This window comes from Halarchaeum grantii (assembly GCF_014647455.2).
Classification (GTDB): domain Archaea; phylum Halobacteriota; class Halobacteria; order Halobacteriales; family Halobacteriaceae; genus Halarchaeum; species Halarchaeum grantii.
The window spans coordinates 14624-28338 of record NZ_BMPF01000005.1 but is presented as its reverse complement, the minus strand read 5'-3'; the positions used below and the strand labels follow the sequence as shown (position 1 = coordinate 28338).

The 13715-nt window shown below is 58.8% G+C and carries 8 protein-coding genes; 2 read left to right on the top strand and 6 right to left on the bottom strand.

Going from position 1 to position 13715, the window contains the following annotated elements; translation table 11 throughout:
- The first annotated feature begins 224 nt into the window (after window positions 1-224).
- On the top strand, window positions 225-2396 hold the full coding sequence (locus IEY12_RS13430; RefSeq protein WP_188884176.1) for a winged helix-turn-helix domain-containing protein: 2172 nt from the start codon (window positions 225-227) through the stop codon (window positions 2394-2396).
- A gap of 294 nt (window positions 2397-2690) precedes the next feature.
- Entirely contained in the window at window positions 2691-3134 is a 444-nt protein-coding gene (locus IEY12_RS13425; RefSeq protein WP_188884175.1) for a hypothetical protein, read from the top strand.
- Window positions 3135-3137: 3 nt separating this feature from the next.
- Here the strand turns inward: IEY12_RS13425 and IEY12_RS13420 are convergent, their stop codons facing one another.
- The 6 genes from IEY12_RS13420 to IEY12_RS13395 all read right to left on the bottom strand — a co-directional run bounded on the left by IEY12_RS13420 (window position 3138) and on the right by IEY12_RS13395 (window position 13579).
- On the bottom strand, window positions 3138-5369 hold the full coding sequence (locus IEY12_RS13420) for a DEAD/DEAH box helicase (RefSeq protein WP_188884174.1): 2232 nt from the start codon (window positions 5367-5369) through the stop codon (window positions 3138-3140).
- Window positions 5370-5395: 26 nt separating this feature from the next.
- Window positions 5396-8263, bottom strand: coding sequence for a DUF1156 domain-containing protein (locus IEY12_RS13415; RefSeq protein ID WP_188884173.1), 2868 nt, complete (start codon window positions 8261-8263; stop codon window positions 5396-5398).
- Window positions 8260-8880, bottom strand: coding sequence for a DUF7680 family protein (locus IEY12_RS13410; protein WP_188884172.1), 621 nt, complete (start codon window positions 8878-8880; stop codon window positions 8260-8262). The genes IEY12_RS13415 and IEY12_RS13410 overlap by 4 nt, the downstream gene beginning before the upstream one ends.
- Window positions 8877-12203: an ATP-binding protein gene (locus IEY12_RS13405; RefSeq protein WP_229871353.1), complete on the bottom strand. Its 3327-nt coding sequence runs from the start codon at window positions 12201-12203 to the stop codon at window positions 8877-8879. The genes IEY12_RS13410 and IEY12_RS13405 overlap by 4 nt, the downstream gene beginning before the upstream one ends.
- Complete coding sequence (locus IEY12_RS13400; protein WP_188884171.1) at window positions 12200-12412, bottom strand: hypothetical protein; 213 nt, start codon at window positions 12410-12412, stop codon at window positions 12200-12202. Before IEY12_RS13400 ends, IEY12_RS13405 begins: the two co-directional genes overlap by 4 nt.
- A 273-nt stretch (window positions 12413-12685) precedes the next feature.
- On the bottom strand, window positions 12686-13579 hold the full coding sequence (locus tag IEY12_RS13395) for a DNA-binding protein (protein WP_188884170.1): 894 nt from the start codon (window positions 13577-13579) through the stop codon (window positions 12686-12688).
- Window positions 13580-13715: the final 136 nt, after the last annotated feature.

Genomic DNA, 13715 nt, shown 5'->3' with positions numbered 1-13715 from the left:
GTACCAGCTCTAGTGAGTATGCTCGTAAGTGCCATACTTGGCTTCTTAGCCGCGCTAGCCTTGTGGTTGGGAGTCGGGTACGCGCTGCTTCAAGTCCGAGAACAGATTCCTTAAACTACGGATTTCCAATAACCTCCTCTGTAGCTTGCACAGTGGCTCTGTGACCGGGAGAAGGTTTCAACACGGCTAGGTTTTTGTAAGTGTATCTCGTTCCCAGATGTATCTTGAGATCCAACGTTCGCTCTGATGAACTGGACACCGTTCATGAGGCGATCCACGCTGGCGAACAGACCGTCCACCTCTACGGCGAACCTGGAGTCGGCGTTAATCAGTTCCTTGATGACGTGCTGGAAGATCTCGAGGATCGATCGCGAGTCCGTGGTGTAACTGTTCGCCGGGGGCACACGCCGGACGTTATCGCCCAGGACCTATTGGCTGGGGCGCGGGACGCTGCGGGCGTCATCCAATCGTTCAAAAATCAGGTTACCGGTGTAGACCTCGGAATATGGAACTTCTCCGTGGGTGTCCAGTTGGATGATCGCTCTCGGCATCTCAAGAAACTCCAATTGCTCACGGAGAATCTCTCAATCGGCGATCCACTCGTCCTCTATCTGAAGGACGTGCACAAGATCGCTCCTGACTCGCCGGAGCAGACTCGTGATTTCCTTAGAGAACTCTCTGAGGCGCTTGGTCCCGCAGCTCGCCTCGTGACGACGGGCCGTATCCCATACGATGGGGCCGCATGTTCGATAGAACTCGAAATGTACGACCTAGAGGAATCCGGTATAATCCTCCGGGATGCGTTCGAGGGTATCTCTGAGTCCCGTATCGAGGAGATTCATTCTGCTGTCGATGGCCATCCCTATTATCTCGACCTTCTCATCGAGACCTCAGATACAGAGCCTGAACTCCAGATCCGCGACGACGTCTATGATTACATCGAGAAACAGTACCTCAAGTCGCTCAGTGAGCGTGAAGAGACGTTCCTCCGCTATACGTCTCCACTCATTGAACTGGATGCAGAACTCTGTACGAACATCCTTGATGACTTCTCGAGGAGCGAGGTTCGACAGACACTCGAGAGCCTCCGCGAGAAAATCATCATCCGGGAACTCGGGCGGTCGGATGAATCTGGACTGTTAGTCTATGACGTACACCCACTGTTCCGAGAGTTCCTCTACGAGCGAACAGATGAGACCGACACGACTCATCGAGCGGCGTTCCAGTATTACGCGCACGAGGCGTTCGCCGAACAGGACACGTCCCAGCTGGCGCCTCTTCAAGGATTCGCGTACAGTACGTTCGCCGGTATTCATCTGGAAAACCTTCTCGGTGAGAACCCGTCTCCCACAGAGCTCGCGTCGGAGATTGAACAGCTCGGATTTGGTCCGGGAGAGCGTCTGAACTTCGTAATGGGCTTTGCTCCCTATTCCCCTCTCGACCACCATAGTCGACTATTGGTTCCGGAGATCGACCGTTTCTACGAGACGTTCGCTGAACAGGAGGTCGAGGAGGGCGAGGAAGCTGACTATCGCGTTGGTCTCCTTCTCATCAATCTTCTCCGTGGTCAGGTCCGTTCACGAGGCCCAGTCGAGTTTGAGAAAACTGCTTACGATATTTATGAGTCTGTCCTTGAAGAGATTCAGGAAGACAAGTTCACAGATTATCTCGACGAACCAGATGGTGCGGCGGTACAGGATGGGCTCGAAATGCTCTGTCGAGTCATGATATATCGTGAGGCTACGACCGAGGAGGAGAAGCGAGAGCAGCAGAAGGAGATTCTCGATGTTCTCGAAACCTATGGTCTCGACCGCGAAGTCGCCCTCGGATTCTTCGCTGAGTGCCGCACGTTCCTCGACACGCTTGAGTCGAACGTCGACGTCGAGACTGCTCTTGAGTCACGGGTGGGATCGATGATTGATGACGCCGGTGAGGATGGAATGGTTCGCACCTCGCTCGTTCAGATGCAGGACGACCTCTTCATGGAGGTTCTCGGTGGAATCGGTGAGTTCGCGAGTCGCATGGCGGATGATTCGGAGTGGGTCATCCAGTTCATCGAAGCTGCTGGTGAGGAGCTCGGACGTGCTGAGAATCCGGTCTTCGCGGCGATGTGGTATTCGATTTCGGGACAGCTACTGGGGTTGTTTACGGAGGACGCTGCGGTGCTATCGCCGCTCCAGGATCGCTTCGAGACCTATCGCGATGCACGCGCCGAATACGAGCAGGTACTCGACTCCCCACTAATCGAGGCGGACGAGCTTGGAGATGAGGAACTCGAAATGCCGGAGTTCATGGACGATATCGCAACCACCGATTCACAGACAGAATTCCTCGATACGGGCGGAGAATCTGATAATGCCAGACCTCTGGAAGATGGGGAGTTAGACGGTCAGTAGTCTTCGAGACCGCTCTATCGCGTTACGTCGACCTTGTCGGCAAAGACGCTCGGAATGAATGTAGAGTTGAGAACATCGCTCGTCTAGCCAAGGCTAAGTAGCGACCGGACTCCCGATCCTCGTTGTGTGAAACAGACCACGGAGTAAAGAGAAATGCATCCTGAAGGCGTCAACGGCCCCAAATCATGTCATCGGGATTGATTCTACCGTTCTGTCGTCGTCGGTTGAATACAGTACTGATCTAAAGCGAATATATCCCGCAGACATATATGAAAGAAGGTACACATTACTGGTATGAGTAGAGATAACAAGGATCGCTACGGGTACGGTCACCGCAACGACCCGGCGTACGATACTGGGGAGTCGATGCCAGGTGACGTCGGTGATAGCAAAGGCACGTTCCACGACCGCGCTCGAAAGAACAGTAACGTCATCGTCGACGGCGAAGTCCAATCCGAAGAATCGTATCGGCGATCGAACGCAGAAGTCAGCAATGACCAGTCGAACACGACGTCGCGCTCATCCCGCTCCTCGGGTACGGGAGTCTCACAATCCGAGATCGAAGGGGAGGTAGTTGAAGTGACGATCAAGTCTGACGGTGGTACCCGAGATACGATGGGGCGCTACAAGAACCACCAAGTGCACATCGAGGGCGGTACGGTTGGCGAAACGATCCGTGTCCGCCTCCAGGCCGAACAAGGATATCTCGTTGGTCGACGAGTCAGTGTGAAGGAGTAACGCTCACTCTTTCATCGAGAGCATTCTCTCACGCGATCGAATGTGGTCCGCCAGATTCTCATAGAGGTCAGCACAGCTCTCCCCACTCGACCGGTGGGGCGCACACGTGCCTAACGTCTCCCAGTTGCCGACCAATACGAGACGCTTCCGTGCTCTCGTTAGCGCGACGTTCAGTCGTCGCGGGCCCTCGTCGGGGAACTCCAAGAAGCCGCTATAGCCGTCATCATTGCTCCGGACGAACGAGACGATGATCGCCTCTCGCTCCCCACCCTGAAACGAGTCGACGGTGTCGACACTGACCGCTCGCGGGTCCTCGATGTCGAGTCGGTTCACCCGATCGTGTATCTCGGATACCTGCCCGCTATACGCGGAAATGACGCCGATGTCCTCCGATGCAACTCCGCTCTGTGCTAAGAGTTGTACCTGCTTTGCGACCGCCTCAGCCTCGTCCGGATTATAGTACGAATTCCCGTAGCTCGGTGTCTTTTCCCGTCCGTCGATGTCGACTCCCATGAACGGTTTGAGGTCGGATATCGACCAGTCGCGATTCCGGTCGGCGGTCTTGAGTTTCCCGTCGTAGAACGCCTCGTTGGGGAACGCGGCGATCTCCTCGTTCATCCGGTATTGTTTCTCCAACAGCACCGAGAGCGCGCCATCGTACCGTTCGAGGAGATACTCGAACAACGAGATGTGCATGTCCTCTTCCTTCTTCGTCTCGTCGGCGCAGTACGGTGTCAGCTGCTTGTGGTCGCCGGCTAAGACGAGCTTTTCGGCGCTGTTCAACACGATCGCGGTCGCCGGCCGGCTCGCCTGTGTCGCCTCGTCGACGACCGCGACATCGAACTCGTCTTGGTCGAAGGTCGCGGTGCCGCTCGTCGTCGCGGCGATGACGTCGGCTTCGCTCGTCGAGCGACCAGTGTAGTGGTTCTGAACGACCCGGCTCCGGGAGTTATTCCCGACGCGTGCAATGGACAGGTCGACGTCGTCGTCCTGTGCCATCGCGTGGAGCGTCCCATCCTCCGGCGTTCCGAGTGAACTGTCGCCGACGAGGAGGTTGTCGACGGCTTGATTCGAGTGGGCGGTCACGAGGACGGATTCACCACGCGAAACGGCGTGCCTGACGTACGCGGTGAGGGTTCGAGTCTTTCCCGTCCCCGGTGGGCCGTGGATGCACACGACGTCTTCCGCACTATCGGCCCAGACGAGGGCGAGTTGCTGATACTCGTTCAGTTCGAGTCCGGGGTTCGGTGGGGCGTACTTGTTGACGGAGTATTCGATGGGACGGTCGCCGGTCAACAGGTCCCGCTTTCGGTCGTTCTGCTCGACTTGATTGATCGCGTCGATACGCCTATCGTACGGAACCGGATTCAGTAGCTCGTGCAGCCACACCTCCGCGTCGTTGCTGGTGAGGATCTTCTCGACTACGCTCCGGTCGGGAATTCTATCCCAGACGGGCCGAATCGTGATCTGGGGGTCGGTGACCGAACGGACCTCGGCTTCGATCGGGAAATGCTGGTCGTCGGATTCGATGTCGAGGATGCATCGGTTCCCGGGGAATATTCCCTCGTCGTCGCGAAGGTCGACGACGATTTCGTCATCTTGGTCCTCGTCGTCCGCGAACTGGTACCTGTACAGGGTCTCGCCTTCCCTGGACGTCGATCCGAGGCTTATGAACGGACCCGAAACCTGATTTCGCTGGATGGAGTCCTCAAGACCGATCTCCTCGTATCGCTCCCAGTTCCCTTGGCGTTCGGCCTCCCGTTCGGAGTCGACGAAGCCCCTCAAATCGTCGAAGAACCCGCGCCGGGCGTCCTCGCTGAGCCGATCGGTCGGATGGACTCGTTCGTCGGGAAGGTCTGCCTCGTCGACGTCCAGTTCGACGTTGGTGCGGTGTTCGTCGAGCCAGAACCGCAGTCGGTGTCCGATCTCATTCTCACGTAGCCGCTCGCAGTCGGCGAACCGTTCGGCGCCGCCAATACCGAACCCCGAGTCGTACCAGCCGATGTGTCCCTTCTCGGGTCGGTAGATGACGTACTCGTCCGTCGGTACCGGCTCGTGTTTCTCGAACAGCGGAACGGCGTACCCGTTCTTCTCCGGGACGCGAATGTCGAGTTCCTCTCTCGCTCTCGACGCCGCGGCCTCGACATCGATCGGTTCGTATTCGGTCCCGCGTATGTCCGTACGCAGGAGGTGTGCGTCGCTGAGACTCCAATCGTCGAATATCTCGGAGAGCATGTGATATGGGGGATCTGTGGTCGTCGTCAGTTCTCGTGTTCGCCCAGTTCGGTCTGTTTCGTCTCGTCTCCGCTCTCGGCGAAGACGTTCGGGCTGAAGTCGAGGTTGAGCACGTCGCTCGTCCGACCGACCGCGAGGTCACGGGCGAGTTCCCAGTCCTCGTGGTTGTGCGGCAGCACCTGGAGGAGCGCCTTCAGCGTCTCCTTGAACTGGGCGTCGGTGTCGAAGTTTCGCTCGCGGAGCCACTCGACGGTCGCGGCTTCGCCCTTCTTCTCGTAGACGTGCATCGCGGCGTGGACGGCGTCGAGCGCGCGCGGGAACGAGAGGTCGTCCGGGTCGACCGGCAGCCGGCTGGAGCGATCCTCGGGTTTCTCGTTGATGTTCTGCACCCGGCCGTCGTGCCCGCGGAGGCTGATGTCGCCGCGGCTCTTGCGCCACGTCTTCGTCGAGCGCTTGATGTCGTCGATGTCGACGCCGATCCCGAGACCGAGCTGGCGGCCGTCGTCGTAGGCGAACGTCTCGGACTCGTGGACGAGCCAGCAGAGGATGTACCACTCCGTGACGTCGTCGAGATTGTCGACGTCCATCCCCTCCAGGTACTCGTCGACGAGAATCTGGGTGACGGCCTCCCGCGCCGTTTCGAGGGCCTTCCGCGGCGGCACCTCCTCGTCCTCGTCGTCGACGACCGGGTAGGCGTCCGCGAAGACTCTGAGTGTCGGCCCGAACGCCGAGATGATCACGTCCGTCTTCGTGAGTGAGACACCGGATTCGAGGAGGTCGCGGGCGGCCTCCTTCGCGGCCTCCCGGGTATCCGCCTCGACGTCGCTCCAGAGGGTCGGAACCGCGTTCTCCGGATCGCGTTCCTCGTGGGGTTTGCGACCCGTGAGGAGGAGAGTAGAATCGGCTGAGCCACCCCCACGGGTATCAATTCTGGTTGGCATTTCACTGGTAATCGGATGAGTTGACGTGATAATGAATCCGGACCGGATAAGGGACATCGTTAGTGTGTCCCATGCATCAGTCTCTTTATGCGTGAACATCACCGTCATAACCCCCCCAGACTCTAGTGTCCGATAAGCTTCTGAGAAAATATCACTCATTTTATCTTCATAGAATTGGCTAGCGAGTTCTTTCTTTGAAGATTGAGAACCTGCAACAGCCTCAAAACGGCTCGGGTTGGCAACTGCCTCATTATCCTTGTCGCTTAAGTCAGAATCGAAATATTCTGGGAATAGCTCACCAACGTATTCATTAAGCCAAACATAAAATATATCGGATAGTTCGGCATACATAATGCTGCTATAATATGGTGGGTCGATTACGACAGACTGAATTTCCCCATCTGAATAAGGAAGATTCGCAGCATCCCGTGAGGTGACCTCACCTGTCTGTGAACCGCTAGGGAGATAGTTTACTATGTCCTGATATGAGTCTACCAACCGTCTGACTGAAGACTGGTAACTACCGATACCTACTGTTGCCATATTAACGTCAGCAAATGATTTTTGTAATGAGAAATGTTTCCCGCCGAGGGCATTTGATGGGATGCCTCTGCTCGTATTCCAAGGAGAAAGCCTGGAATTATAATCGATCATCTTTCCGGAGGCGAGTGATAGGATCACCAGAATTGCCTCGGCCTTCTCCTCGTCATATTTTTCCCGAATATCATCTATGCACTCTTGATAAGCTCTCAGATATTCATAGTGAGAGGCTAATTGCCGAGGGCTGAATATTTCTCTCCACTGAGTAACACCATGCTCTCGTGGCTCAGTGGTTTTCTCACCCGCTGGTATCTCTGTATTCAGGAAAGTGGACATCTCGTAGTCCGACTCGACATGTTCAACCGTAGCTTCGTAAGCCTCTTCATCAATCTTCTCAGGCGACCTGAATTTGTAATTCCCATCCGAATCGATATAACGAACACAGTATGTGTCATACGTATAGTCTCCACTCTCGAATCGGTTTCTGACCTCCTCACTCTCGGTGACGACTCCACAATCAAGGCATTCGGCATCCCCCCCTCTCGAAACAGGACCGTTACTGGGGTCATATCCATTTAATTCTTCTTCAGAGGGGTCAGTTAGGCACTCATATTTAACCGATCCGTTATCAAGTACCTCTGGCTTCACGACGATCGTTTCAGCACCCTTTCTTGTTCTCACTTCCCACTTTGCGACCAAAGGAATATCGCTACCACAGGTGGGGCATGAGATAACATTTGTAGTAATATAACAGTCTATTTCTCTGCCTTCTTTTTTCGACGGGAAAAATTCTGAAATTGATTGGGTAGCACTTTGATCGATTTTTTTGCTCCAATATTCCAGCTCTTGCCTGAGGCCACCTACAGATGGTGCGTACTCAAGTAGAACCTTCAAGATAAGAGTTGGAATTGGATTCAGTTCATTTGCCTTGGTGGGTAGACCATATCGAAGGGACTCATAGGGTATTACACCGCCACCTGCGGTTGGATCCAGAACTGTCGGTAAGTCCCCCCACAATTCTTCAACCTCAGAATGAAAAGCTTCTCTCTGAGTCTCAGTCGGCGACCGCGTAAATGGTCTCGGATAACCATAGTGGCTCTCCAGATTCCCACTTCTCTGGTCTTCTGTAGCCTTTTTTGACTCCACGTACTCTGCAATATTGGATACGCCTTCCCGGGGGCCGATTTGCATCAGCTGTAATAATTCATCATGGTCAAAACCCTTCGGTAATACTGACGCTAATATCGCTAATCGGCTTGCAGGAGTGGGCCGTCGAGCGAACCACGGATGTAGATACCGGTGGGGGGGCATATGTTTCGGGTTCCCCTCTTTTAGGTTCTCGATCCCGACGGCTTTCAGGGGTAGTTCGCCCTCAATCGCGAGCGGTTTCAGGTCGTCGTCGTGGTCAGTCATAGATGATCAGTGAGTAGGGTCCGGAGTGCTTTTTCGCCGTTCGGGCTGGACGGGGCGCGACACTTGGCGTGCCAGTAGTAGCATTCTTCGTCGCTCATGCGGGCGAGGCCGCGGCAGAAGGCACGCATGCGGTCGACGCGCTGGATGGGCTTGATGCCCCGAAACGCGAGCGCGAGTCGAACGCCGACGGTCTCGGGGAGGAAGACGTCGCCAGTACCACTTCCGGTGACGGTGGTGTGGTCGAGGCCGGCGCCGTCGAGGGTCTCCTGGAGGAGGGGGACGAGCGCGCGGAAGCGCCCACCGTCGAGGCGGGCGACCTTCACGGCCGCCCACTCCCCCCACGACCACCGCGTCAGGACGTCGTCCGTCGAGTCCTCGAAGACGTCCGCGAAGGCCTCAACGCGAAGTGAGCGCCCGCGGCGTTCGAGTCGGTCGCGACGCGCGGCCGCCTGCTCACTCGGGAGGAGTTCGTAGAGCGTGACCGCACCGCCCTTCTGGCTCTCGCGCCGGGCGAGCGCGAACGTCGGACGACCGCCGTAGACGCTACTCCCGAACGAGGAGGCTGGTGCGTCCTCGGTCGCCGTGCCCGCGCTCGCCGGGTCGAGTTGTGGTGTCATTGAGTGACCTCTGCGGGTATTTCGGTCGGTCCTCTGGCTTGAACTTTCACGTCGATATTGGTCTCGCCGAGGCCCGCTTGGAGTTCCGCGAGGACGTCGTCCTCGGCGTCAGTTATCGCTTCGGGTTCCTCGAAGTCGACCCGGAACTTCAGCGTGACGTTGACTGATTCCCCGAAGGGGTCTGGCTGGTTCGTCACGCGCGAGAAGTCCGTGAGACTCCCCTGATAGCTCGCGTTGTACGTCGAGCCCGTCGAAGTCTTCACGTCGTAGTTCATCCGGACGGACACCTGCTCCTCGCGGTCGGTGAACGCGCCCCGCTGGGCGATGAACGACCCCTTCGAGAGGCGGTCCTCCCCCATCACTTCGACTGTCACCTGGGAGATTCCCGGAGTGCCGTCCGCCGGCGACTTCGAGAGCGCGTGCGTTCGAATCTCGTTGAACGCCCGCGATGCCGCCATCTGACTCGTCGAGGACTCCCACCCCGAGGGCTGGGCGCACTCCCGGCAGAGGCCCGCCGCGTTCAACTCGCTCTCCTCGAACTCCCGGCCACAACTCTCGCAGGTCGCCGTCGTGGTCTCCTCGTGCTCCGCACAGTAGGCGGGGCCGTCACCGGACGGCTCGACCATCGTCGTGCAGCCATCCTCGGCACACTCGACCTTCGTCGCTTCCGGTGGTCGGATCGGGTCATGGTGGACGTCGAGGAGCGCCTCGATGCTCGTGTAGACGACGTACTCCGAACCGATTTTCACGTCCGTATCGGAGATCGTGGTGCGGACGTCCGGCGACTCAGCGAACGGCGAGCGCTTCGACCAGTTCTCCGGCTCGTCCGCGGACTCACCGTCCCAGTAGGCGAGTTCGGCCTCGCTGTCCCAGTACGTGTATCCGGCTTCGTCGACCATCTTCGCGACGGTCTTCCGTAGCGGCTTCGTGCTCAGGAGGTAGGGGAGTCCGGGCTTCTTCGCGAACTGCTCGACGAGTTGCTGGGTCGTCATCGAGTCCTGGGTGCGCTGCCAGAGCTTCTGCTTGAAGAACGCCACACCCTTTGCATCAGCGTCCGCCTTGATCAGTCGATCCTCGAGCGTCTCCTCGACAGCGTGGACGAGACTCGTTCCGCCGTTGGCTTCGGTCGCGTTGATCGTGATGTGCGTGAGGCCGTCGCGGTCGACGTAGTAGAGGTGGCGATACACGCCACGGACGAGTTCGCCGAGGAGGCCGTACTTCTCCTGCTGGCGTTCCTTGAGATCCTCCAACTGCTCGTCGGAGAGGTCGGCCGTCCGCTGCGAGTTGTCGAGGAGCGCCTCGATCGCTTCCAGGTGGCGGGCCTCGTCGACGGCGCTCCGCACGCGCTCGTCGTCGGGTGCGAGGAAGAGGACGTAGTTCTTATAGACGCGACTCTGGACGTCACCGCCCTGCTTCGAGGCGGATTTCTGGTAGAGCGACTGCACCTTCTCCGGGATCGACTCCTCGTTGCCCTCGTCGGTGAGGAGGTCCTCGGTGACCGGCGCCGTGTCCATGTGCATCACGGCGATCTGCGGTGTCGAAGCCTTGTCCGGGAGGTCTGCGGGGGACTCGGGGTAGAGGACTGGCTCGAACGCGCCCGTCCCGGTCTCGCTCTCGAGACGGGCCTCGAACCGGGAGCGTGCCTGCGCGTCGGGAGTGTTGTCGACGCGCTGGTCGATGATCCGGATGAGGTTCGGGTCGGATTTGAAGCGCACGCGCTCCTCGTCGTAGAGATAGTAGCACGCGACGCTCATGTCTGACCCCCCGAGCGCGTCCAGCGCGGAGTCATAGTTGTCGAACCGAATCCCAGGATGGCCGAGCGTCTCGTTCATCTCCGCACGCGTGAAACCGGTGGCCTGCTCACCGTAGGCGAGACTGTGCCAGAGGACGGCCGTCGTCATGTGAGAGCCGAGCGGTGGGATGCCTTTCTCCGTCCATTTCCGGTCTTCGAGTTGGGCGTGAGCGGTTCCGTCTTCGGTGTAGATGTCTGCGGAGACGGCCGAACTGAGGTCGACGAATTCGAAGAGCGACTCGTGGAGCGTCGAGTTGATGCTGCCACTCGGGGCGTCGTCTGCGGGGGTGAGATCGTAGAGGCGGAGCCAGTGGCGTTCGAAGTGCTCGGGCTGATTGTTCCACCGATAGTAGACGGCGCGCGCGAGGAGTTTTAGTGCACCACGCGTACGCTGGAACTTCGGGATCGTGTCGATCTTCTCAGTGAGCGTATCGATGACGGTCGGATGGAAGGGATACTCGCGTTCGAGGCGGTCGACGTAGCTCGCGTCGGTCGCCTCTTGCGGGAACTGGCGCTCGCTGTTCGTGTAGAACTGGAAGTACGACTGCGCGACCGACGCCGCGGCGTCCCCGTTAATCTCCTCGAAGAGGCGATGCTGGAGTACTTGTCCCACCTCGCTCTCGTCAGTCGGTGTGACCGTCTTGTGCTGCCGACGACCGATCTGGTTCAGTTCGTCGATGAGGCCGCGGATGTCCTCCGCTTCCTCCTCGAAGGCCGTGTCCGCGATCGAGTAGACGATCGTGACGTCGTCCGACTCGGACGCCGTCTCGAGAAGGGAGAGCACGAAGCTCAGCGTCTGACTCGCGAGCGTCGCGCTGCCGACTTCGACCGCGGAGGCACTCTCGAGATACGCCGCGATCTCGTCCACAAGCACCAGAGCGGGACCATCACCGAGGTCGAAGAGGTCCTTGAGGGTGTTCTGCCCGGGTGCGTTGCGCTCCTGGTCGTACTCCTTGAGGAGTTCGTAGCCCTCGACGCCGTAGAGCTGATAGGCGATCTCCCCCCACATCGTCCGGGTGTTCGGTGCGTTCGGGTCAGTCCGGTCGCTCCGGGCGTTCTGCGCGTCGACGTGTCCACCGACGAAGACGGCGGTATCGACGTCGAGGCCGTCCGCGACGGCGTCCTGATAGGCCGTCGCGAACTCCTCGTCACCCGGGAGGAGATGGCGGCCCAAGTCGTTGGCCGCTGTTGGGTTGGTCGCGAGGTGGTAGGAAGCGATGAGGTCGTGGGTCTTTCCGCCACCGAAGCGGGTGTCGAGACAGAGGATGCTACTCGTGTACTCGTTGCTGTCGTAGCCACCGCTGGCGAGGAAGCGCCCTGTGAGGTTACTGAGGAGTGTCTTGAGCCCGTCCGTGGGGTACGTCATATCGAAGAAGAGCTCGGTGTCACGGTAGACGGGCGGAGCTTCGTCTCGCGCGTGGGCGACGGTTGCGAGGCTCGCTGCGAACTCGTCCTCTTGAAGTGTTCCGTCGAGGACGTCGTCACGAGGGGTGCAGGCGTCGAAGAGATTCGGGTACGTGGTGTCGCTCATTCGGATTGGTCCTCCGTGGTTGGTTTGGAGACGATGACGAACTCGTCGTGATCACTATTCTGGATGATCGCGCGGGCGATATCTTTTGACTCAGCGATATCGACCTTGATCTCGTCGCCGACGTCGGCCTCGAACTTCTCGAGTTCAGGGCCGGATAGATTCACGCGACCTGAATGGCCTGTGTTTTGTCCGATAGTCTTCTTCGTCATCGAGATGTTCACATCAATCAAGCGGAACATTATAACCTTTACTTAGACTAAGCCAGGGTTCGTCTTTAGTTAGGACACCCACCTCGGTTGCATAGCGGTAGCGAGTGTCTCTTCGAGTGTCTATCGTTGTTGGTGGATCTTCTGTGCGTCTTCGATAATTGTTCCAAGTCCGGTTGTGGCTGCGCGCGCAGCAACGCGAGCACGGAGCGGAGGGTGGGGCGGCGGGGCTTGGGTCCGGCCCGGCAGACAAAAAGAGAGAGACTGCTGGTCGCCTTACTCCCACCAATCCTCGCGCTCGGGGAAGTGCATGGTGCTCCAGCCGGTGACCGCGATCGAGACACGGCCTTGGTACCAGCTCGTGCTCGCACCGCGAATCTGCACGCGCTCGCCTTCTTCGACGTGCTTTGCGTTCGACCGCACCCAGCTGGTGAACTTGATTCGGCCGGTCTCGTCCTCAAGCAATCCGACTTGAGCGATTTTCGCACTGGCGGGTTCCCACAATTGTGTGACTATGCCCTCAACGCTCACCTCGCCACGATCGACGTCCTCAACCCGATCGATGGGGATGACCTGTCCAGGTGCGGCCTCAAGTGCCTGTTTCACGTCGAGGACGGCCGTGGGGACGTCCGCGCCGTCGAGCACCGCCTGAGCGAGGCGCCGACTGATCGCCGCCCGCGACCACCCATCGAGGTTGCCCGCCACTCTGATCGCTTGCTCGTTCACCATCCCGAGCTCATCCCGCGAGAGCATCTCGCGTGGGTCGTGGTCGGGGCTCAACGACCGGTCCACGCTCGCCGCCCGCCGATCGAACTCCCTGTTCCACGCGGCGCTTCGTTCGGCCGCGACGTCGCGCGCTCGCTCGGCACGGCCCTCCTGCTCGCCCAATTCCGCCTGTGCGCTGATCCGCTCCAGCTCCGCTTCACGCGCCTGAATGCGTTCCTCTTGTGCGAGCGTCACACCGGGAATCCGCTCCTGATCCGCGTCCGCGATTCCCTCCGGGTGGTTCGCATCCACCTTCGCTTGCGTCTCCTCCTGGACCGTGGCCTGGAACGCCGGCGTCGCCGCCACGACCGTGAAGCCGTCTTCGTCGACCGTCTCACGCTCGATGTCCTCGAATGCCTGTTCATCCACCGAAACGACCTTTCCGCTAGCGTTGTTACTGGACATTGGAACTCACTTAGTTCCTGAAGGCGCTCACGCGCCGACGCCGCGATGCACCACCATCGCGGCTTTCTCATCGACGACGACCGACAGGACTCTGCGCGCTCTCGCTCGCGCCTTCGCGAGCGCCCCTTGGGGCGCG

Excerpts from the sequence above, each read along its gene's own strand:
- IEY12_RS13425 (WP_188884175.1), top strand. The coding sequence starts at position 2,691 with ATGAGTAGAGATAACAAGGATCGCTACGGGTACGGTCACCGCAACGAC.
- IEY12_RS13420 (WP_188884174.1), bottom strand. The coding sequence starts at position 5,369 with ATGCTCTCCGAGATATTCGACGATTGGAGTCTCAGCGACGCACACCTC.
- IEY12_RS13415 (WP_188884173.1), bottom strand. The coding sequence starts at position 8,263 with ATGACTGACCACGACGACGACCTGAAACCGCTCGCGATTGAGGGCGAA.
- IEY12_RS13410 (WP_188884172.1), bottom strand. The coding sequence starts at position 8,880 with ATGACACCACAACTCGACCCGGCGAGCGCGGGCACGGCGACCGAGGAC.
- IEY12_RS13405 (WP_229871353.1), bottom strand. The coding sequence starts at position 12,203 with ATGAGCGACACCACGTACCCGAATCTCTTCGACGCCTGCACCCCTCGT.
- IEY12_RS13400 (WP_188884171.1), bottom strand. The coding sequence starts at position 12,412 with ATGACGAAGAAGACTATCGGACAAAACACAGGCCATTCAGGTCGCGTG.
- IEY12_RS13395 (WP_188884170.1), bottom strand. The coding sequence starts at position 13,579 with ATGTCCAGTAACAACGCTAGCGGAAAGGTCGTTTCGGTGGATGAACAG.